We start from the raw sequence: 21,815 nt of genomic DNA on the forward strand, positions 1-21,815 counted from the left end.
GTACCGCACGGAGCCGTCATCCGACCTCGGGCTCGAACGATTCGACCATGCAGACGAGTCTCCGAACCGACCGGCACCGGTGAGGTGAGGTGCAGTCGTTCCAAGCCGTAGTTGACGCCGAATCTCGCGTCGGCTACCACCATGAGCTGTGTCGGACAGACGGACGTGCACGAGATACCGCTCCGCGTGGCCGGCGCAGGAACACCGGCGCTTCGTGCCGTTCACGACGTAGTGGTCACCGTCGAGGCGGGCGGACGTGCGGAGATCGGTCGCCGCGGAGCCGGCCCTCGGAGATGGACACGGCCATCGGCGCTTCGCCGGCGACGATTGGCCGCAGGAACCGCTCCTGCTGTTCCCGGGTGCCGAGCAGCCCGACCACCCGTGCCGGGCCGGTGTTGGCCTCGAAGACCTGGAATGCCGCGATCTGGGTGTGCGGGGGCGCTTCGGTCGTCCGGAGGGCAGTGGCGCAGGCCGTGGTCTGGCTGTGCTCGGACGCCGCAACCTACGTGAACGGCACCTGCCTCGTCATCGACGGAACATGGACAGCGGCAGGCGGCCCGCGCCTCTGACGAACCCTCGTTACTTACTGCGAGCCAGCGGCAAATCGAGCCGGCGGTCGCCCGCGCCGGAGACTCCGTGAGCTACTGCGGCATTCGCGCCGGCCCCATAGGACTAGCCCAAACATCTTAGCCGGTCGGCTCAACGGTCGGGACGTGGCCAGCATCACAGCTTCCCGAGCAGTCTCCACATAGGACCCACGACGGTCCAATTGCTACTTGACGGCGTCGAGGACAGCGGTCACTATACTGACCGGACAGTTCAGTTTGGGCCCACTCGCTCCGTTCCACCTCAGTGCCTCCCCGGCGTATATCAAGGGTGATGTCATGATCAAAACTGCGAACCGTCGCCGCAGGCTGGCTCTCGCTGCTGGTGCGATGTGCCTGGCCCTGGTGGCCTCGTGCGGCTCCCCCAGCGACTCCGGGGCCAGCTCGACCGACTGGGTGATGGGCACCGCGCCGCCCGGCGGGACCTACTACGAACTCGGGTCGGCAACCGCTGAGGTGGTGGCCGACTACGTGAAGGATCTCAACATCAACGTTCGCGTCTCGGCCGGGTCGAACGCCGAGAACGCAGAGCTCCTGCTGGCAGGCGATATCGAACTCGGCTGGATGAGCGCTCCCACCTTCCGTGAATTGCAGGCCTCTGGCAAGGACACCGGCAAACTACAGGTGGTGTTCAACGCGTATCCGAGCGTCATGCACTGGCTGGTCCGAGCGGACTCCGGAATCAGCAGCCCCGCCGACTGGCGCGGAAAGCCGGTGGCCGTGGGCAATCCGGAAACGGGCATGGAGGTCACCAACAAGGAGCTGCTCGATGCTGGCTGGGGCATCTCCTTCGACGACATCGAGGCGAAGAACCTGCACGTTGAACCGGGCCTGCAGGCCATCAAGGACGGGAACGTGCAGGCGATCGGCATCCCCACCGGGGTTCCGCTCGCGACCTTGCTGGAGACCAGCAGGCTGGTGGACCTGGAGTTGCTCTCGTTGAGCGAGGACGATATCGCCAAGATCCGCGAGACTTATCCCGAGTGGGCCGAGTACACGATCCCCGCGTCGGCGTACCCGGAGATCAAGATGGAGAGCCGAACGGTCGCCAAGGGTTCTTACCTGGTCACCCACGACGGCGTCGACCAGGAAATGATCTACCAGTACACGAAGGCGCTCTACGAGCACCTGGAAGAACTGGCCGAGTTGCACAGCACCGGCAAGCAGTTCAGCGCTGAGTACGCGGTGAGCGCGCTCGACTACCTCGATGAGGTCGGCGTCGAATTCGCGCCGGGAGCCGCCCGCTACTTCAAGGAAATCGGGGCCATGCCACGCGGCGCGGAATAGATCCGGTCGCCGGCACGTGGGGAGGAGGGTTCCTTTCTTGAAGCGCGCGACGCTGAGCGACGACGACACCAGCGCGTTCGTCGACGACGGTTTGGGAAAGACCGAGGGCTGGCAGCGACACCTCGTTCGTGGCGTGGCCATCGCGATGTCGTTGTTCCAGCTGGTGACCGTCGATTACCGGTTCATGACCCAGCATGGCAAGTACATCGTGCACGTCGCGTTCGTCATGGTCCTGCTGCTGCTCAGCAGGGGCATCTGGTGGAAGCAGCACGGGAAGCGCGCCGGGAGCAAGCTGGACCTCGCGCTGGCCGTGGTGGTCACCGGGATCAGCGTCTACGCGTTCGTCAACTTCTACTCGGTGTTCGCCAGCGCGGGCGCGGAGCAGCCGACGTACCTGCTGGTCATGTCCGCGGTGATGCTCGTCCTGGCGCTGGCGCTGAGTGTTCGGGTGGTCGGTTGGGCGATGGCGATCGTGGTGATCGTCGCGATCCTCTACGCCCGGTTCTCCGACTACGCGCCCGGCTTCCTGCAGCAGCGCGGCATCTCGTGGGATCGGCTGCTGGAACGGTTGTTCCTCACCTCGGAAGGCTTCTACGGAAGCATCACGGGAGTCTCCGCGACCTTCGTCTTCATGTTCGTGCTGTTCGGAGCGTTCCTGATCGAGTCGGGTGCGACCGGGTACTACTCGCGACTGGCGATGGCGTTCTTCGGCGCGCTGCGTGGCGGCGCGGCGAAGGTCGCCATCGCATCCAGCGCCTTGTTCGCGATGATCTCCGGAAGTGCGATCGCCAACGCCGCGTCGACCGGGCAGTTCACCATCCCGATGATGCGCAAGGCCGGCTACCGCCGGGAGTTCTCCGCCGGCGTGGAGAGCGTCTCCTCGATGGGCGGGGAGGTCACACCACCGGTCATGGCCGGCAGCGTGTTCATCATGGTGGCGCTGACGGGTATCGGGTACAGCGACATCGCGCTGGCCGCGGTCCTGGTGTCGATCGCGTTGTACGCCACCATGTTCCTCTCGGTCGATGTCGAGGCCAAGCGGCGCAAGCTGGTCGGAATGCCACGCGAGGAGCTTCCCAGACGGAGGGAGTCCTTCGGGGACGGTTGGTACTACTTCGTGCCGCTGGTGCTGCTGCTCGTCCTGGTCCTCTCCGACTACCCACCGGAGCGTGCCGCCCTGTTCGGCGTGCTGTCCGTCCCGATCTCCGTCGCGCTGACCAAGAACCGGATGAGCGTGCGGTCCATGCTCCGCGCACTGGAGAAGGGCGCCTACATGGGCGCGGCGATCGGCAGCATGGTCATCCTGGCCTCGGTGGTCACGGCGGTGATCAACTACACCGGCATCGGGCTGATCTTCGCCAACAACCTGCTGGACCTGGCCGGCGACTCGTTGACCCTGCTGCTGATCCTGTCGTTCCTGGCCTGCGTCCTGCTCGGGCTGGGGCTGCCGGCCACGACGTGCTACGTCATCGGCGCGGTCATGGTCGCTCCGGCGATGATCCAAATGGGATCGTCGGTCCTGGCGGCGCACCTGTTCGTGTTGTACGGGGCGATGTTCTCGCAGATCTCGCCACCGGTGGCGACCACCGTCGTGGTCACCTCGGAGATCGCGGGAGCCGGGCTCTGGCGATCGTGCTGGGAGGCCATCCGGCTGGCGATCAGCAAGATCGTGCTGCCGTTCATGCTGGTGTACCACCCGGCGCTGACACTGTACGGCGACTTCACGTTCGACGAGGTCGCTCTCGCCGTGGCCCGGTCGGGCATCGTCGTGATCGCCGCGGTGTTCGCGCTGCAGGGGTTCGGCAACGAGACCAGGCTCGAGTGGGTGAACCGGATCCTGATCGGCGCCGGTGCGGTGGCGCTCATGGGCCCGGGGGACGACATCCGGGACCTCGCCGGCCTGATCCTCGTCGCGGTGCCGACGGTGATCGAGGTCGTCGCGAGCCGCCGGCAGGCGCGCACCCGCCGGCTCAGCCCGGCAACCGCCGCGACCACCACGACCGAAGGAAGCTGAGTGGAGATCAAGTGCCTGTCGGCCTCGGGTCAGCTCGGATATGGGATACCCGAGAAGGCCCTGCGTGCCGGCGTGCGCCGGAGTCCGGACGTGCTCGCGGCCGACATGGGGTCGATCGATCCCGGCCCGTTCTATCTTGGCTCCGGCCAGATGGGTGTCGGCGGCGCGGCGCTGCGCCGTGACGTGGGGCTGGTCCTGTCGGCGGCACGAGAACTGAACGTGCCGCTGCTGATCGGCTCGGCGGGCACTGCCGGTGCGAGCGCGCACCTCGACGCGGTACTCGAGGTGGTGCGCGAGGTCGCCAAGGCCGAGAGGCACTCGTTCCGGATGGCCACGATCCGCTCGGATGTCGACCGGGAACTGGCCGCGCAACGGCTGTCCGAGGGCCGGGTGCGCCCGTGCGGGCAGGCCGGCGAGCTGACCACCTCGAACCTCGAGCAGTGCACGAACTTGGTGGCGCAAATGGGAGTCGAGCCGTTCCAGCGGGCGCTGGACGAGGGCGCCGAGGTCGTGATCGCCGGACGTGCCTGTGACACCAGCATGTTCGCCGCGCTGCCCCGCATGCGCGGCGCCGATCCCGGGTTGGCCATGCATCTGGCCAAGCTGATCGAGTGCACCTCGCTGTGCGCGGAACCGGGCGGGCGGGACGCCGCGCTCGGCACGATCCGGGACGTCGAGTTCCTGGTCGAGTCGATGAATCCGGACCGGCGGTGCACACCGGTTTCGGTTGCCGCGCACAGCATGTACGAGCAGTCGAACCCGTTCACCATGGGCGAGCCGGGTGGCGTGATCGACGTGTCCGATTCAGAGTACGAGCAGGTCGAGCCGGGAGTGGTCAAGGTGACCGGCTCACGATGGGTGCCATCGAACGAGTACGAGGTGAAGCTGGAGGGCGCTCGGCGGGCAGGCTTCCGGTGCATCACGATCGGCGGGATCCGGGATCCGCGGATGATCGCGCAGGCCGAGGCGGTGGCCGAGCGGGTACGCCGCATCGTCGGCGACGTGTTCCGGGAGCAGATTCCCGAGTCCAGCTACCAGGTTCGGTTCCGCCGGTACGGGCAGGGCGCGACGATGTTCCACGAGGTGGACGCGCTGGACGAGACGCCGGTCGAGATGCTGGTGGTCATCGACGTCATCGGCGACACCAGGGAGATCGCCTATTCGGTCGGTGCCGTGGCCAAGCAGTACTACCTGCACGAGGCCTACCCCGGAATGCTGTGCACCAGCGGAAACATCGCGCTGCCGTTCGGCCCGGACGTGATCCCGGTCGGGGATGCGTACGAGTTCTGCGTCTACCACCTGATGGGTCTCGACGGGCCCGGCGAGGTCTTTCCCATCGCGTACGAGACCGTCTGAAATGGAGGAGCCAATGGGAAGTGCCGGTCCTGCGGGAGGCGCCAGTGAGCCGGACCCGGTGCAGCTGGAGATCTCCTGGGCCCGCCTCATGTCCATTGTGGACGAGTCGGCGATCGTCCTGCGGCGGACCTCGTTCTCCACGGTGGTGCGTGAATCCAACGACTTCGCCTGCGCGTTGGTGGCTCCGGACGGGACCACGCTGGCCGAGAACAGCACCGGAGTGCCGTCGTTCGCCGGGGTCATGGGCCGGGTGATGCGCACCGCGCTCACCCGCATCCCACTGGAGAACTGGCGGGACGGCGACCTGATCATCCACAACGACCCGTGGACCAACACCGGGCACACCCCGGACACCACGCTGATCTCCCCCATCTTCATGGACGGGCGGCTGATGGCATTCGCCCTCAACGCAGCACACAAGTCCGACATCGGCGGGCGGGGCGCGACCGTGGAGGCGAAGGACACCTACGAAGAGGGCCTGCGGTTCGACTTCTGCCAGCTGGCCAAGGAAGGCGAGGACATCGCCTCCGTTTACGACATCATCCGGGCCAACGTGCGGATGCCGGACACCTTCCTCGGCGACCTGCAGGCGCAGATCTCCGCCGCCAAGGTGTGCGGGCAGCGGCTGGTGGACTTCCTGCGCTACCAGTCCCTCGGTGACCTCGGGGTGCTTGGCCGGGCCATCCAGGAACGGTCCGAGGCAGTGATGCGCAACAAGATCGCGGCGCTGCCGGACGGCGAATACACCCACGCCGTGGTGGCCGACGGGTTCGACGAGCCGCTCACGATCCAGGCCACGGTCCGGGTCACCGGGTCGGACATCGAGATCGACTTCGACGGGACCTCGCCGCAGGTCAAGGCCGGTGTCAACACCGTGTTCAACTACGCCTACGCGTTCGCCTGCTACACCGTAAAGTGCGTGCTGGACCCGGTGACGCCGAAGAACGAGGGCTCCTACGCGCCGATCACCGTCAGGATCCCCGAGGGATGCATCCTCAACGCGAAGTTCCCCGCGCCGGTCATGGTGCGGTCGATGTCCGGGCACTTCGTCGCCGCGGCCGCGCTCGGCGCGCTGGCCCAGGTGGTACCGGACGACGTGATCGCCGACTCGGGGTCCTGCCCCGGCCTGCGGGCGACCATCTCCGGGATCGACCGCAACGGCAAGCGGTTCGGGCAACTGCTGTTCCCCAATGGTGGCATGGGCGCCGGCGCGAGGGCCGACGGCCACTCCTGCACCGGGTTCCCCACCAACGCGGGCGGTGAGGCCGTCGAGGTCACCGAGAGCATCGCGCCGGTGCTCTTCTGGGAGCGACAGTACCTCCCTGACAGCGGCGGGCCCGGGGCCCAACGGGGTGGACTCGGCCAACGAGTGGTGATCGAGTACCTCGGCGCGGAGCTGGCCACCCTGCTCACCCGATTCGACCGAGTCGACCACCCGGCACAGGGCCTGCTCGGCGGCCTGCCCGGCCGCCCGGCCGCGCTGCACCTCAACGACGTGCCGATTCCGAGCAAGGGACGGATGGAGGTCAGGCAGGGCGACGTGCTCCGGCTCGACTACGCCGGCGGCGGCGGGTACGGCGACCCGACCACCCGCGACCCAGCACTGATCGAGCAGGACGTGGCCGAGGGCCTGGTCAGCGCCACCGCCGCGGCCCAGTACTACGGATACCGGGGAGGCGAGACCGCATGAGTACCCCCGACCTGCGGATCGGCATCGACATCGGTGGCACGTTCACCGACTTCACGCTGATCGACTCCAGCTCCGGGCGGATCGAGATCGGCAAGACACTATCCACCCCCGGCTCGCTGATCGACGGGGTCACCAGCGGGCTGGCCGCCCTGCGCGCAGAGACCGGCATCGAGATGTCCGACGTGTCGTTCCTCGTGCACGGGACCACCGCGGTGACCAACGCGCTGATCGAGCGGAAGGGGTGCCGGATCGGGCTGCTGTGCACCCAGGGCGCCCGGGACGTGATCGCGATCGGCCGGGAGTTCCGGTACGACATCTACGATCTCGCCTTCGAGCGCCCGGAGCCGCTGGTGGCCAGGACGAACAGGCTGGAGATCCCTGAGCGGATCGACGCAACCGGACAAGTCCGGAAAGAACTGGACCGCGACGCCGTGCTGCGGGCGGTCACCGAGCTGCGCGCCCGCGGCGTGCGGGCGATCGCCATCGCGTTCCTGCACTCGCACGTCAACCCGACGCACGAGCAGGAGACCGCGCGGCTCGTCCGCGCCGCGTGGCCCGAGGTGGCGCTGACCGTGTCCAGCGACATCGTGCCGGAGATCCGGGAGTACGAACGGACCAGCACCGCGGTGGCCAACGCCTACGTGCAGCCGCTGGTGGCCGAGTATCTGAAGGACCTCGAGGACCGGCTGCGGCAGGACGGGCTGGCCGGGCAGCTGTACGTAATGCTGTCCAGCGGCGGGCTGAGCAACGTCGCCGACGCGACCGCCGCCCCGGTGAAGATGGTCGAGTCCGGTCCGGCCGGCGGGGCTTTGGCCGCCCAGTACTTCAGCCGGCTCGTGGGCGAGAAGGACTACGTGTCCTTCGACATGGGCGGGACCACCGCGAAGATGTGCGCCATCCGGGACGGCGCGCTGCCCGTGGTGCACGAGTTCGAGTCGGCCAGGGTCAAGCGGTTCAAGGCCGGCTCGGGCATCCCGCTCAAGGTCCCGGTGATCGACATGATCGAGATCGGTGCCGGCGGCGGCTCGGTGGCCTGGGTCGACGAGATGGACCTGCTCAAGGTCGGCCCGCAGAGCGCGGGGGCCTCCCCCGGGCCGGTGTCCTATGGGCGAGGTGGTGAGCTGCCGACGATCACCGACGCGGACGCCGTGCTCGGGCTGCTGAACCCGGACTACTTCCTCGGCGGGACGATGCGACTGGACGTCGACGCCGCGCGCCGGGCGATCGAGGAGAAGGTGGCCGACCGGATCGGCCAGTCGGTGACCGAGGCGGCGGCGGGGATCATCGAGGTGGTCACCGAGAACATGGCCAGCGCCATGCGGCTGCACCTGGCGGAGAAGGGCCACGACCTGCGCGGCGCCGCGCTGTTCGCGTTCGGTGGCGCGGGGCCGGTGCACGCCTACCGGTTGGCCCAGGTGCTCGGGATGGACCGGGTGATCTACCCGTTCCGCGCCGGCGTGCTGTCCTCGCTCGGCTTCCTGGTCGCGCCCAAGCGGTTCGACTTCACGCACAGTGCCTACTTCCGGCTCGATTCGATCGACTGGGCGGCCGCGCAGGGCATCGTCGAGGACCTGGTGGGCAAGGGCACGAACGCGCTGCGCCGGTTGGACGTGCCGGCCGCGGACATGGAGCTGCTGCTGAGCGTGGACATGCGGTTCGTCGGCCAGGGGCACGAGATCGAGGTACCGGTCGCCGCCGAGCACGTCGAGCGGCGAGACGTGGACGCGATCATGGCCGCATTCGTCGCGGAGTACCAGGACCGGTTCGGCCGAGTGCCGGCCACCGCTCCCCTGGTGGAGATCCTGACCTGGCGGCTGGTGGCCACCGGGCCGGTGCCGACCGTGGAGCTGGGTCGACAGGACTCGGCGGCGACCGGTGAAACGTTGAAGAGCACCCGGCCGGTGTACTTCGCCGAGGTCGGGGACTACCTGAACACCCCGGTGTACGACCGGCTGGCGCTGCGCCCCGGCACGCTGCTCACCGGGCCGGCGGTGGTCGAGGAGAAGGAGTCCACCGCGGTCATCGGACCGGGCGCCACGATCACCACCGACGAGCACCGCACGCTGTCGGCCAAGCTGCCTGACTCGGGAAGGTAAGCGACATGGCGGCCTCAGCTCCAACCGTCCTGACCGGGACGATCGGCGACGACGTCCACGTCATCGGCATCCGGATCATCGAGTACGCACTGCGCAAGGCGGGCTACGACGTGGTGCCGCTGGGCGTGCTGGTCTCCCAGGAGCAGTTCGTCGCGGCGGCGCTGGAGACCGACGCGGCCGCCATGTTCGTGTCCTCGTTGAACGGACACGCGGAGATCTCCCTGCGGGGCTTCCGGGAGGCATGCGTCGAGGCCGGGCTCGCCGACATCCTCATCTATGTCGGCGGCCAGCTCACCATCCGGCGACCGCCGTGGGACGAGGTAAGGCGGCTGTTCGAGGACGAGCTCGGGGTGGACCGGGTGTACCCGCCGGACATGGACCCGGGCGACGCGGTCCGGGAGCTGTCCGCCGATCTGGCCAGGGTTCGGGGGCGATCATGACCGTGACCGACACCCGGATCGCGGACGACGAGTTCGCGGCGCGGCGGCGCGAGGTGCTGGCCGGCTGGCCGACCGGTGCCGAGGTGGACCTCGATGACGCGGTGGCCTTCCACGCGACGATACCGGCGAGCCGCAACGTCCCCCGCATGCGCGCGGACGCGCTGGCCACCGGCAAGGTGCTGCTGCAACCGCTCGCCGGCGTGCCGAGGCTGGACGACCACATCGAGCTGCTCAACTACCTGACCGACGTCGGGACCGCCGACATATTGCCGACCCAGATCGACAGCCAGACCCGCAACCTCAGGTTCGAGGTCGTCGACGAGTTCCTGAGCAATGTCACCGACTCCGACCGGGACAAGCTGAACGGCTTCCCGGTCGTCAACCACGGCGTCCCCGGCGTGCGCAAGCTGATCGGAGCGACGACCGCGCCGATCGAGATGCGGATCGGAACCGTGGACCCGCGCCTGGCCGCCGAGGTCGCCTTCGCCGGCGGCATGACCAGCATGACCGCCGGCCCGGTCTACTACACGATCCACTACTCGGGCGACGTCGCCTTCGAGGCGGCGATCTCGAACTGGCAGTACGTCTTCCGGCTGGCGGGTGCGTACGTCGAGCGCGGCGTCCCGATCGGCATGCAGATCCACGGAGCCGGCAACTCCACACCGTTCCCGATGTCCATCCTGGGCGCGTGCGCCGCGCTGGAATGCCTGATGGCCGCCACCCAGGGGGTGCGCAGCTTCTCGGTCGACGTGCGGCTCATGGGGAACCTGCTGCAGGACGTCGCCGCCTCGACCGTGGTGCCCGAGGTGTGCCGGCGCTACCTCGATCGCTTCGGTTTCGACGACTGCACGGTGACCGTGGACCGCAAGACCTGGGCCGGGCGGTATCCGGACGACGTGGCCCGGGCGTACGGCCTGATCAGCTACAACACCGTCACCGGGATGCTGGGCGGGGTCAACGAGTTCATCAACAACTCGGTCGAGGAAGGAGTTGGCATTCCGACCAAGGAAGCCAACGCAAGCACGCTGCGGGCGATCCGCCAGATCACCGGAATGATGTCCTGCCAACGGGTTCCGCTGACCTCCGACGAGTACGCGGCGGAGCTGCGGAGCACCGAGCTGGACATGACGTCACTGATCGACGCGAGCCTCGACCTCGGCGACGGCGATCCCGCGCTGGCCGCGGTGCGCGGGTTCGCCGCCGGCGTCCTCGACGTCCCGTTCGCCGCCAGCCGCCGGTGCCGGGGCGAGGTCATGGTGGCCAGAGACGCGCAGGGCGCGGTGCGGTTCGTCGACCCGGGTCGGCTGCCGATCACAGCGGAGTCACGCGCGTTCCACGAGGAGCGGCTGGCCCAACGGGTCGGTCGGGGCGAGGGCTCCACCATCGACTACCGCGACATCGTCAATGACGTCTTCTCGATCAGCCGCGGCTACCTGGTGTAGGAGGAAAGCACATGGTCGACAGGTTGCAGGACGTCGCCTCAGTGATCCGGAGCAAGAACGCCGGTCCCTACGAGGTGACGCTGGACGTCCTCTTCCGGTCCGAGGCCGACCTCGACCGGGTGCTCGCGGCCGACGCCATCACCGTCGACGCGATCGCCCGGCTGTACCACCGCGACCCGGGCGAGGTCGCCGTGCACGTGTACCGCAAGGGGCTCGGGATCAAGGTGACGATGCCGCGCCGGGCCTCCGCCGGGTCCTTTTGGGACACAGACCTGTACGGCGCCCAGCAACACGTCCCGCTGATGACGCTGGCGATCGGGGGTGCCACCGGTGGGACCGGCTAGCGTTCGGCCCGCCGTGCTCGTGGACTTCGGCAGCACCTTCACGAAGGTACGCGTGGTCGACCTGCGCGACGGCTCCCTGCTGGCCAGTGGGCAGGCCGCCACGACCACCGACACCGCGCTGGAAGACGGGTACGCCGCGGCCCGCCGATCGCTGGACCCGCCGTGGGACACCGCCCGGCCCGAGTTGGTGAAGGCGACCAGCAGCGCCGGCGGTGGCCTGCGGATGATCGCCATCGGGCTCACCCCGTCGCTCACCGTCGAAGCCGCTCGGCGTGCAGCACTCGGCGCCGGCGCACGGCTGATCGCCACCTACTCCTACGAGCTGACCACCGCCGACGTGGCGGAGATCTGCGCACTCGAGCCGGGCATCGTGCTGCTGGCCGGTGGCGCGGATGGCGGGAACCGGACGGCCGTCGTGCACAACGCCGGCCTGCTGGCCGGGTCGGCGTACACCGGCACGGTCATCCTGGCCGGCAACCGCAACGCCGCCGACGAGGCGGCCGCGCTGCTGGCCGCGGCCGGCAAGGGGTGTGCCGTCACGGCGAACGTCATGCCACGAGTCGGCGAACTGGTCGTGGCCGGCTGCCGGGACGCGATACGGCGGGAGTTCGTCCGGCGGATCACCGCATCACACCTGTTCCGGGATGCCGCGTTCCCGGTGCGCATGCCCACTCCGATGGCCGTGCTCAAGGGCTTGGCCGTGGTGTCCGACGGGATCGCCGGAGTCGAGCCGGGGCTGGGCACCGTGCTGGCCGTGGACATCGGTGGGGCGACCACCGATGTCCACTCGGTCGGCGCCGCGACGCGGCGGGCGGGCGTGGTCTACACCGGACTCGAGGAGCCGCACGGCAAGCGGACCGTCGAAGGCGACCTCGGCCTTCGGAGCAACGCAACCGGGATCGTCGCACGGGTGGCCGAGGACCCCGGGCTGGCCACCCGCTGCGGGATCGACGACCTCGACCGGCTGACCGCGGCGAGCAGGCAGCTGGCGGCGCACCGGTCGACGGTCCCGGCCACGGCGGACCAGTACACGGTGGATGCCCAACTGGCCACGGCCGCCACCGCGCTCGCCGTCGGGAGGCACGTCGGCCACCTCACCGTCCAGCACGGCGTGACCGGCCCGGTGCGGATCCAGGAGGGGAAGGACATGCGCGAGTCCGCCGGGTTGATCGGCACGGGCGGAGTGTTCCGCCACGCCGCCGACCCGGAGTCCATTCTGAAGGGTGGGGTGGCCGACGAGCGGTGGCCGTCCTCGCTGCGGCCGGTCTCGCCGAAGTTCTACGTCGACCGGGAGTACTGCCTGTTCGCTGCCGGACTCCTCGCCGACGATCACCCGCACGCGGCGTTCGCGCTCGCCTCGCGTGGCCTGGAGGCGCTGTGATTCCTGGGATTCGGGGGGCTGGTGAGCGATCGGCCCATGACATTGGTGAGGTGAGAATGACCGAGTTGTGCTTGGAGGACCTCGAAGTCGACGCCGAGTACGTTAGCCCGGCGAGGACGATAACCGAGGCCGACGTGGTCAACTTCGCGGGCGTGAGCGGTGACTTCAACCGGATCCACACCGACGCCGAATACTGCAAGACGACGCCGTACGGGCAACGGGTGGTGCACGGCCTGCTCGGCATGTCCGTTCTCACCGGGCTGCTCTACCGAACCGGCCTGTTCGACGGAACCACGCTGGCGATGGTCGGAATATCGGAGTGGCACTTCCGGGCGCCGATCTTCATCGGCGACACCGTCCACATGCGACTTCGAGTGACGGGGGTCCGTCGGGTGAGCGCCGGCGACCGGGGCATCGTCGAGCGCTGGTTCCAGCTGGTGAACCAGCACGACACGGTGACCCAGGAGGGTGCCATGAACGCCATGGTGCGCGCCCGCGAGTTCGTGCCGGCGAAGAACGGGTCGTCCGATGGCGAGTAGGCCGGTCAGCGATGCGGCTCTTTCGAGCCTGCGCCGGGAGGTCCGGGAGTTCCTCGACAAGGAGATCGCCGATGGCACGTTCGTGCCGTCGAGCGATCCTCAGGTCGGCGGCTTCTCCCGGGAGTTCAGCCGGAAGGTCGGCGGCCGGGGGTGGATCGGCATGACCTGGCCGGCCCGGTACGGCGGCGGCGAGAGGTCCAGCCTGGAGCGGTACGTCGTCTGCGAGGAGCTGCTGGCAAGTGGGGCCCCGGTCGGCGCGCACTGGTCGGCCGACCGGCAGATCGGTCCGGGTCTGCTGAAGTACGGCTCGGAGGAGCAACGGCGTTTCTTCCTGCCGCTGGTGACCGAGGGCCGATGCTTCTTCGCCCTCGGGTTCAGCGAGCCGGAGGCCGGGTCGGACCTGGCGAGCATCAGGACCCGGGCCCGGCGGACGGACAAAGGGTGGGTGTTGAACGGCAGGAAGATCTGGACCAGCCACGGGCACGAGGCGGACTACATCGTGGTGCTCTGCCGGACCTCCGACCCGGATCCCGACTCGCGCCACGCCGGGTTGAGCCAGTTCTTCGTCAAGCTGGACGCCCCCGGCGTCACCGCCCGTCCGATTAGGACGATGGACGGGAAGGAGACGTTCAGCGAGGTGGTCTTCGAGAACGTCCGGCTCGCCGAGAACGCCCTGTTCGGCACGCCCGGCGACGGGTGGGCACAGATGACCACCGAGCTGGCGCATGAGCGCAGCGGGCCGGAACGGTTCCTGAGCGCCTTCCAGCTCCTGCTCCAGCTGGTGCGGATGACCAGCGTGGCACCCTCGGAGCTGCGCTCCGTCGCGATAGGACGGATGGTCGCGCACCTGTTCACGCTGCGTCAGATGTCCTACCAGGTGGCCGCCGGGATGGCCACCGGCTCGCGGCCGGACGTCAGCTCGGTGCTGGTGAAGGACCTCGGGACCGTCCTGGAAGGTGAGATGACCAACCTCTGCCGGCTGGTGGCTCCGCGGGAGCTCGGCGGAGCGATCGGTGAGAGGTTCGAGGAGCTGCTCGAGCAGGCCACGCTCGCCGCGCCGTCGTTCACGCTTCGGGGTGGGACGACGGAGATCCTGCGCGGCATCATCGCGAGAAACCTGGGGGTCCGCTGATGATCAGCACGGTGGAGAGCACGGTCGCCGAGATCTATGCCGACCACCGCGACCCGACCGGCGCCGTCTGGAGCCCGGCGCTCTGGTCGGCACTGGAGACCGGCGGGTTCACGCTCCTGGGGGTGCCCGAGTCACGCGGCGGCAGCGGGGGCGACCTCGGTGACGCCGCCACGGTGATCCGCCAGGCGGGCCGCTTCGCCGCGCCGATACCCGTCGTCGAGTCGACCCTGCTGGCCGCCTGGCTGCTGGCCCGCGCCTGCCTGGAGGTCCCGCACGGCCCGATGTCGGTCGCGTTCGCAGACGCGGCGTTGCCGTCCGGGGCGTTCACGCTCCGGGACGTGCCGTGGGGCGGCATCGCCGAGCGGGTCGTGATCGTATCCGGCACCTCGGTGTTCTGCGTGTCGGACCGGCCGGAGCGGGTGATCGAGCGGACCCGGATGTCGCCCGAGCCGATCGCCGAACTGTCCTACGCGGCCGACGCCCTCGGTGCGCCGCTGCCGCTACCCGACGGGACCGCCGCGGAACTGCGGCTGCGCGGCGCGCTCGGCGCGGCGCTGCTGATCAGTGGTGCGCTGGAGCGCCTGCTGGAGCTGGCCGTCGACCACGCGAGAAGCCGTGAGCAGTTCGGCCGGCCGATCGCCCGGTTCCAGGCCGTCCAGCACAACCTGGCCCGGCTGGCCGAGGAGGTCGAGGCGGCCCGGGTGGCGTGCGCGGCCGCGGTGGCCGCGGTCAGCGCCGGGCCGGGCGAGTTCCAGGTACGGGTCGCGAAGATCCGGGCCGGCGAGGCGGCCGGCACCGCGGCTGCCCTCGCGCACCAGGTCCACGGCGCGCTCGGATTCACCGACGAATTCCCGCTGGCCGCGCTGACCCGCCGGCTGTACGCCTGGCGCGACCGGTACGGCAGCGAGAGCTTCCACGCCGACGCCCTCGGCGAGTCGATCGTGGCCGCCGGCGCGGACGCACTGTGGCCCGCCATGACGCCGCCGGCGGTGTCATGACGCTGGACCCGTTCCTGCACCCGCGGTCGATCGCGATCGTGGGTGCGTCCGGCCGAGTGAACAACCGGTTCGCGCGACCGCTGAAGTTCCTGCTCCGGTACGGCTACACAGGCGCGGTCTACCCGGTGAACCCGGGATACGCCGAGTTGCACGGGATCCCGTGCTACCCAGACCTCGCTGCGCTGCCCGAGGTGCCCGACCTCGCCTGCGTCCTGGTGTCCGCCGACCGGGTGGGCGCGGCAGTCCGGCAGTGTGCCGAGGCCGGCGTGCGAGCGGTGATCGTCTATGCGGCGGGCTTCGCCGAGCTGGGCGAGTCCGGCGCGCGGCTGCAACGGGAGCTGGTCTCGCTGGTCCGCGATTCCGGCATGCGGCTGCTCGGGCCGAACTCCCTGGGCCTGATGTATGCGCCGAACCGGATCGTGGCGACGTTCAGCGGAGCTCTCGAGCAGCGTGGGCCCGAGCCAGGGCCGATCGCCTACGTGGGTCAGAGCGGGGCGATCGGCGGTTCGCTGCTCCAGCTCGCCCGGGAGTCCGGACTGGGGGTGGGGGCCTGGTTCAGCACCGGGAACGAGGCCGACCTGACCTCGGTGCAGGTCGCTGCGGACCTGATCGAACGGCCCGAGGTGCGGGTGCTGGCCCTCTACGTCGAGGGGCTCGAGGACGGAGCCGGGTACACGAGCTTGCTCGCCCGGGCCGCCGAGCTGGGCCGGCACGTGGTGGTGCTCTGCGCGGGGACCACCGCCGCCGGGCGGACCGCGTCCCAGTCACACACCGCGGCGATGAGCCCACCGAACTTGGCGTTCGAGTTGGCCAGCCGCGAGGGTGGGGCGGTCCGGGTCGACGACCTCGGCGAGCTGGTCGCCGTGGCCGGGTTGCTGGCGAGGGGCCGGCGGATCACCGGCCCACGGGTGTCGATCATCACGAGCTCGGGCGGCGCGGGCATCCTGGCCACCGACGCGTGTGTCCGGGCGGGACTGGTCGTGGAACCGTTCGACGCCGAGAGCCGGCGCGCTGTGGCGGCGATGATCCCCGGCTACGGTTCGGCGGCGAACCCGGTCGACGTGACCGCCGGGCTGTTCTCCGTGGAGGGTGGCTCGTCCGACTCCCGGCCGTTCGAGGACGTGTGCGCCGTGGTCGCGCGCGCCGACGCCACGGACGTCACGCTCGTCGTGCTGACCAACATCGTCGGCGCGACGGCGGAGCGCGCGGCGAAGGAACTGGTCGCCGCTCAGGAGGCCACGGGCGCACCACTGGTCGTGTGCTGGCTGGTGGCCCGCGACTCGATCCGCGAAGCACGGGAGATCCTGCACGCCGGCGGGGTACCGGTGCTGGACTCCATCGCCCTGTCCGCCCGGGTGATCGCCAGGGCGCTGGGCGCGGGTCACCGCCGTCCCGCCGTCACCGGCTCCGCCCCAGCCGACGCCGGACCGGTGCGGGCCGCGCTCGCCGGCCGTCCCTCGACCGAGGCCGAGGCGGTCGCCCTGCTCGACGCGGCCGGGATTCCGCGACCGCGCGGCGTCCTGGTCGGGTCCGAGGAGGAGCTGGCCCGTGCGGTGACCGAGCTGGCCGGCCCCCTGGTTCTCAAGATCCAGTCCCCGGATATCCCGCACAAGTCCGACGTGGGCGGTGTACGCCTCGGTGTGTCCGCACAGGACGCGGCACCGGCCTACCGAGATCTCCTCACGTCGGTCCGCCGGGCCCGACCGGACGCCGTGTCGCGCGGCGTCCTGGTTCAGGAGATGGCTGGGGACGGCATCGAGTTGATCGTCGGCGTGACTCGGACGGCGCACGGGTTTCCTCCCGTGCTCACCGTCGGTTTCGGTGGTGTCACCACCGAGCTGTACCGGGACACCGCGTCCACGTTGTTCCCGGTCGACGCCGCGACCGTGCGCGGGCTGGTCGGCCGGCTACGCGCGGCGCCACTGCTTTTCGACTATCGAGGAAAGGAACCCGCCGACGTCGACGCGTTCGTTGACGTGGTTCTCAAGGTGTGCTACCTGATGGACGCCGCGGATGGCGACCTCCGGGAGATCGAGGTCAACCCGGTGATCGTGTACGAAATGGGGGCGGGCGCGACAGCCTTGGACCTCCTGATGACCTTTGACGACTGAGCTCGACCACCCTGGAGGTATTGGCCATGGCCGCCGGCCGGCGCGAGAAGCCCGCACGAATACTCAACTCCGCGGCGCAACTATTCGACCTCCACGGGTTCCACGAGACGTCGATGGACATGATCGCGGCCCACGCCGAGGTCGCCAAACCGACGCTGTACTACTACTTCTCCGGCAAGGACCAGATCCTCTGGGCCATCCACGACGACCTGATCGGTGACCTCATCTCGGCGCATGAACAACGGCTGTCTTCCGACGCCGGCCCGAAGGATCTGCTGGCCGGAATAATTTCCGACCTGCTCAACTTCTGCGTCACCAAACCCGGGCACGTTCGGGTCTATCTCGACCACTACCGATCGCTTCCACAGCCGTTCCGCTCCGAGGCGAAGAAGCGCCGTCAGACCTTCGAACGAAATATGGAAGACCTCCTCATGGCGGGTATCGACCGAGGAATATTCCGCAAGGTGGACGTGCGCGTCGCGTCGTTGGCGATATTCGGCGCTTGCCGGACCTTCAACTGGGCCCACGACTGGGGCCGGGACGAGTCCGAGGTGCCCGCCCAGTCGATCGCCAACGTCATCAACGACCTCTTCCTGCAAGGTCTCGAACGGGACGGGGGTGGGTCGTGACCCCGCTTCTCGCCGGCAGCACGGCCGTGGTGACCGGCGGTGCCAGGGGCATCGGGTTCGCCATCGCCGAGCTATACGTGGCGCACGAGGCCAGGGTGGTGGTCGCGGATCTCGACGCCACGGCGGCGTCGACTGCCGCCGGCCGGCTGGGCGCCCAGTCGGCGATCGGGGTCGCCTGCGACGTGACCAGCCTCGACCAGGTTCGGGAGGTGGTCGACTCCGCCGTCGCGACCTTCGGCCGGTTGGACGTCTTCGTCAACAATGCCGGCGTCACGAGGGACTCGACGCTGGCCAAGATGACCGAGGAGCAGTTCGACGCGGTGATCTCCACGCATGTCAAGGGATGCTGGAACGGCACGAAGGCCGCCGCGGCGGCCATGCGGGACGCCGGCGGCGCCATCGTCAACATGTCCTCACTGTCGGGCAAGGTCGGCATGTTCGGCCAGACGAACTACTCCGCGGCGAAGGCCGGCATCGTCGGGCTGACGAAGGCCGCCGCGAAGGAGCTTGCCCGGCACGGGGTGCGGGTCAACGCCATCCAACCCGGACTGATCAGGACTGCGATGACCGAGTCCATGCCCGAGCACGCCTGGGAGCAGAAGATGGCCGAGATCCCGATGCGGCGCGCCGGCGAACCCGCCGAGGTCGCCTCCGTGGCGTTGTTCCTGGCGTCGGCGATGTCGAGCTACGTCACCGGTGCAGTGCTGGAAGTGTCCGGCGGGCGGCTCATGTGACGGCGAAACGACGTTGACCCATCGCCGGCTCGTGTCGGCTTCTCAGGGGAGGTAGGAATGCGGGACGCGGTCATCTGCGAGCCGGTGCGAACCCCGATCGGGCGCTATGGCGGAAGCCTGCGGCAGTTCACCGCCGCCGAGCTGGGCAGGTTGACCCTGCGCGGGTTGCTGGAGCGGACCGGCATCGACCCGGCGGCGATAGACGATGTGATCCTGGGCCACTGCTACCCCAACAGCGAGGCCCCGGCGATCGGGCGCGTGGTGGCGCTCGACGCCGGGCTGCCGGTCACCACCGGCGGCATGCAGGTGGACCGGCGCTGTGGCTCGGGCCTGCAGTCGGTGGTCTCCGCGGTGCTGCAAGTCGCCAACGGCGCGAGTGATCTGGTCGTGGCCGGCGGCACGGAGAGCATGAGCAACGTGGCCTACTACTCGACCGACATGCGGTGGAACAACGGATCGGCGGTGTCCATTCACGACGGTCTGACCCGAGGCCGGGTCACCGCGGGCGGCAAGCACTACCCCGTGCCCGGCGGCATGCTCGAGACCGCCGAGAACCTACGCCGCGAGTACGGAATCACCCGCGCGGAACAGGACGCCCTCGCACTCAGATCGCACGAGCGAGCCGTGGCCGCCCAGCGGTCCGGCGTCTTCGCCGAGGAGATCATTCCGATCCTCGCCCGCACCGGCCGAACCGAGACACTGATCACCGGCGACGAGCATCCCCGGGCGGACACCTCGCTGGAGAAGCTGGCCTCGCTCAAGCCGATCATGCGGCACAACGATCCCGACGCCACGGTCACCGCGGGCAACTCGAGCGGCCAGAACGACGCCGCGGCGATGTGCGTCGTGACCACCCGTACACGGGCCGAGCAGTTGAACCTCAAGCCGTTGGGCCGCCTGCTGTCCTGGAGTATCGCCGGAGTCGAGCCGAAGACCATGGGAATCGGCCCGGTCCCGGCCACGGCCGCCGCACTGGACCGGGCCGGGCTGCGGCTCAAGGACATGGACCTCATCGAGCTGAACGAGGCGTTCGCCGCCCAGGTGCTGGCCTGCACCCGCGAGTGGAAACTCGCAGACAACGACTTCGACCGGCTGAACGTGCACGGGTCCGGCATCTCGCTCGGACACCCGGTAGGCGCGACCGGCACCCGGATCCTGGCCACCCTCCTGCGCGAGCTCGACCGCCGAGACGCCCGCTACGGCCTGGAAACCATGTGCATCGGCGGCGGCCAGGGCCTGGCCGCCGTATTCGAACGAATCCAGCACTGACCATCCCTCCGAAAGGCGACTGTGCGCTGTGCGCGGGAACGGTTGACCGCGACCGCGCTTTGCGTAGATCCTCTTGGTCTTCGGGCAGGCCGTCGTGCACCAGCGCAGGTCACTCAGAGACACGCCGCCGCTCGCGGCGGCGTCCTCCCACAGATCCCTGGTGCCGTGGCTGCATCGGGGAGTCAGGAGTGCAGCGCGATGTCGGTGATGGTCGTGCCGGGGATGTCGGCGGTCAATGTGGTGCCGTAGGCGGTGACCGGGGTGTGGAATCCCTTGGACACGTGACCTGACGCAACCCGGGATAGCATGGCTCGGGCGGCGAGAGCGGTGAACTCGTAGGCTTCCGGTCCGGTCAGCAGAGCGGTCGCGGTGTCTCCGGAGTCGTTGCTACTGCGGGCCCACACCTGGACCGACCCGACGGCGAGTTGGGCGTCGGTGGGGCCGGCGGGTAGCCTGCGGATCAATGCGGCGATCGCCGTCTGCCAGGCGCGGGAGTCCAGCAGTTGCCGCAGCCGGGGCCCGACCCGCATGAGGAAGCGGATTGGTGCGGGCAGTTGCTGGTAGGTGGTTACCGTGTGCACGTTCGTGCTGCGGGGCGCGGTAAACAGGTCGGCACGCCACGGGTTCATCACGCTGGTCCGCCGGCGGCCGTCGCCGTAGTCGATCCGCAGCGATGCGTGTGCCGGGCGGGCGGGGACCAAGGCACCATCGCGGTAGGTGACGCCGCTGTGGTGCAGGGTGGGCAGCAACACGCCCGCGGTACCCCGGGAGACCCCGCCCACGGTGCGGAACGCAAGGTCGAGCCGCGAGGCATCCTCGATCCTGCCGCAGACGTGTGCCGCGACGGTGTCCGTGGCGACGACGCCGAACCCGACACCCGGCATGATCATGATCCCGGCACGCTGTGCGGCATCGTCATGGGCGGCGGCGATCTGGAACGCGGGAACCTCACCGGCGAAGTCGAGATAGTGCGTTTCCGTGGCCAGGCAGGCGGACAGCAACGGTGGCGCACTGAACTCGAACGGTCCGGCGGCGTTGAGCACGACGTCGACATCACGCAGTGCCGTTCGGAGGGTGACGGGATCATCCAGGGCGAACTCCCGGGTGGGCAACCCCAACTCAAGGGCAAGGGCCGTCAGGCGCACGGAGCGGCGCCCGGCGAGAATGGGTGCCAGGCCGGCCTCGCGGCAGCGCCGTGCGGTCAGCGCGCCGATGTAGCCCGCGGCGCCGTAGATGAGCGTGGTGGTCATGGCACGGTTCCAGTCGCAGAGTCGTCGGGTGGGAGCATGTCCGGAGGCCGCAGGGTAGGAGTGCGGGCAGTTGCCTGGTGTCCGAGCTCGGTGATCCAGTGGTGATGCGCGCGCAGCAGAGCACGCCGCATCACGGGCGCGACCATGCTCACGGCGACTCCTTTTTGGACCTCCTCGGTGATCACGCGGGTGCCCCCGTCCGGTTGCGCCTGCAGGATCCATCGGTGATAGCCGCTCGATCCCAGCGAATGCCCGTCCCATGCCAGGTGCCGCTCGGGTTCGAAAGCCGTTACGGTGCTGCGAACCGGAAGTCTGAACGTGCGCCAGCGGAATTGGGCGCCAAGCACAAGCCGAGCGTGGCCGGTGATGGTGACCGCGCGGGCATTGCCGTACCAGTGTGGCCATGCGGTCGCCTCGACGAGTACCGCCCACACCTGCGTGGGGCTGGCCTCCACGACCCCTCGTTGTAGGTGTGGACAGGGCACTCAGCCGGGTCGA

The 21,815-nt window shown here is 69.2% G+C and carries 19 protein-coding genes; 17 read left to right on the top strand and 2 right to left on the bottom strand.

The features are described from left to right. Positions 1 to 293: 293 nt before the first annotated feature. The 17 genes from ACRDTB_RS01635 to ACRDTB_RS01715 all read left to right on the top strand — a co-directional run bounded on the left by ACRDTB_RS01635 (position 294) and on the right by ACRDTB_RS01715 (position 20,067). Positions 294 to 569 carry a hypothetical protein gene (locus ACRDTB_RS01635; protein WP_431428029.1) on the top strand — a complete coding sequence of 92 codons (276 nt, stop codon included), beginning with the start codon at positions 294 to 296 and terminating at the stop codon, positions 567 to 569. A 315-nt stretch (positions 570 to 884) separates the two neighbouring features. Next, on the top strand, positions 885 to 1,892 hold the full coding sequence (locus ACRDTB_RS01640; RefSeq protein ID WP_431428030.1) for a TAXI family TRAP transporter solute-binding subunit: 1,008 nt from the start codon (positions 885 to 887) through the stop codon (positions 1,890 to 1,892). 37 nt (positions 1,893 to 1,929) lie between these two features. Then, complete coding sequence (locus ACRDTB_RS01645; RefSeq protein WP_431428031.1) at positions 1,930 to 3,906, top strand: TRAP transporter permease; 1,977 nt, start codon at positions 1,930 to 1,932, stop codon at positions 3,904 to 3,906. Continuing rightward, positions 3,907 to 5,262 carry an acyclic terpene utilization AtuA family protein gene (locus ACRDTB_RS01650; protein ID WP_431428032.1) on the top strand — a complete coding sequence of 452 codons (1,356 nt, stop codon included), beginning with the start codon at positions 3,907 to 3,909 and terminating at the stop codon, positions 5,260 to 5,262. Between the two features lie 13 nt (positions 5,263 to 5,275). After that, positions 5,276 to 6,952 carry a hydantoinase B/oxoprolinase family protein gene (locus tag ACRDTB_RS01655; RefSeq protein ID WP_431428033.1) on the top strand — a complete coding sequence of 559 codons (1,677 nt, stop codon included), beginning with the start codon at positions 5,276 to 5,278 and terminating at the stop codon, positions 6,950 to 6,952. Next, complete coding sequence (locus ACRDTB_RS01660; protein WP_431428034.1) at positions 6,949 to 9,048, top strand: hydantoinase/oxoprolinase family protein; 2,100 nt, start codon at positions 6,949 to 6,951, stop codon at positions 9,046 to 9,048. The genes ACRDTB_RS01655 and ACRDTB_RS01660 overlap by 4 nt, the downstream gene beginning before the upstream one ends. Before the next feature lie 5 nt (positions 9,049 to 9,053). Next, on the top strand, positions 9,054 to 9,488 hold the full coding sequence (gene glmS / locus ACRDTB_RS01665; protein WP_431428035.1) for a methylaspartate mutase subunit S: 435 nt from the start codon (positions 9,054 to 9,056) through the stop codon (positions 9,486 to 9,488). Continuing rightward, positions 9,485 to 10,930 (top strand): methylaspartate mutase subunit E, encoded by a 1,446-nt coding sequence (locus ACRDTB_RS01670; protein WP_431428036.1) that lies wholly within the window; start codon positions 9,485 to 9,487, stop codon positions 10,928 to 10,930. The genes glmS and ACRDTB_RS01670 overlap by 4 nt, the downstream gene beginning before the upstream one ends. A gap of 11 nt (positions 10,931 to 10,941) precedes the next feature. Further along, complete coding sequence (locus ACRDTB_RS01675; protein WP_431428037.1) at positions 10,942 to 11,274, top strand: DUF4387 domain-containing protein; 333 nt, start codon at positions 10,942 to 10,944, stop codon at positions 11,272 to 11,274. Beyond that, on the top strand, positions 11,261 to 12,655 hold the full coding sequence (locus ACRDTB_RS01680; RefSeq protein WP_431428038.1) for a glutamate mutase L: 1,395 nt from the start codon (positions 11,261 to 11,263) through the stop codon (positions 12,653 to 12,655). The genes ACRDTB_RS01675 and ACRDTB_RS01680 overlap by 14 nt, the downstream gene beginning before the upstream one ends. A gap of 56 nt (positions 12,656 to 12,711) precedes the next feature. Beyond that, complete coding sequence (locus ACRDTB_RS01685; protein ID WP_431428039.1) at positions 12,712 to 13,194, top strand: MaoC/PaaZ C-terminal domain-containing protein; 483 nt, start codon at positions 12,712 to 12,714, stop codon at positions 13,192 to 13,194. After that, entirely contained in the window at positions 13,184 to 14,326 is a 1,143-nt protein-coding gene (locus ACRDTB_RS01690; RefSeq protein ID WP_431428040.1) for an acyl-CoA dehydrogenase family protein, read from the top strand. Before ACRDTB_RS01685 ends, ACRDTB_RS01690 begins: the two co-directional genes overlap by 11 nt. Further along, complete coding sequence (locus ACRDTB_RS01695) at positions 14,326 to 15,324, top strand: acyl-CoA dehydrogenase family protein (protein ID WP_431428041.1); 999 nt, start codon at positions 14,326 to 14,328, stop codon at positions 15,322 to 15,324. The genes ACRDTB_RS01690 and ACRDTB_RS01695 overlap by 1 nt, the downstream gene beginning before the upstream one ends. After that, positions 15,321 to 17,435 (top strand): acetate--CoA ligase family protein, encoded by a 2,115-nt coding sequence (locus tag ACRDTB_RS01700; protein ID WP_431428042.1) that lies wholly within the window; start codon positions 15,321 to 15,323, stop codon positions 17,433 to 17,435. Before ACRDTB_RS01695 ends, ACRDTB_RS01700 begins: the two co-directional genes overlap by 4 nt. Before the next feature lie 26 nt (positions 17,436 to 17,461). Continuing rightward, positions 17,462 to 18,064, top strand: coding sequence for a TetR/AcrR family transcriptional regulator (locus tag ACRDTB_RS01705; protein ID WP_431428043.1), 603 nt, complete (start codon positions 17,462 to 17,464; stop codon positions 18,062 to 18,064). Beyond that, positions 18,061 to 18,798: a 3-oxoacyl-ACP reductase FabG gene (gene fabG, locus ACRDTB_RS01710; RefSeq protein ID WP_431428044.1), complete on the top strand. Its 738-nt coding sequence runs from the start codon at positions 18,061 to 18,063 to the stop codon at positions 18,796 to 18,798. Before ACRDTB_RS01705 ends, fabG begins: the two co-directional genes overlap by 4 nt. A gap of 57 nt (positions 18,799 to 18,855) precedes the next feature. Then, positions 18,856 to 20,067 (top strand): acetyl-CoA C-acetyltransferase, encoded by a 1,212-nt coding sequence (locus ACRDTB_RS01715; protein ID WP_431428045.1) that lies wholly within the window; start codon positions 18,856 to 18,858, stop codon positions 20,065 to 20,067. 182 nt (positions 20,068 to 20,249) lie between these two features. Here ACRDTB_RS01715 and ACRDTB_RS01720 read toward each other — a convergent pair whose 3' ends face one another. Further along, a complete protein-coding gene (locus ACRDTB_RS01720; protein WP_431428046.1) occupies positions 20,250 to 21,317 on the bottom strand; it encodes a saccharopine dehydrogenase family protein in 1,068 nt (355 codons plus the stop codon). Then, positions 21,314 to 21,772, bottom strand: a complete 459-nt coding sequence (locus ACRDTB_RS01725; protein WP_431428047.1) for an SRPBCC domain-containing protein — start codon at positions 21,770 to 21,772, stop codon at positions 21,314 to 21,316. Before ACRDTB_RS01725 ends, ACRDTB_RS01720 begins: the two co-directional genes overlap by 4 nt. Positions 21,773 to 21,815: the final 43 nt, after the last annotated feature.

The sequence above is a fragment of the Actinophytocola sp. genome, assembly GCF_050699935.1.
Taxonomy (GTDB): Bacteria; Actinomycetota; Actinomycetes; order Mycobacteriales; family Pseudonocardiaceae; genus Actinophytocola.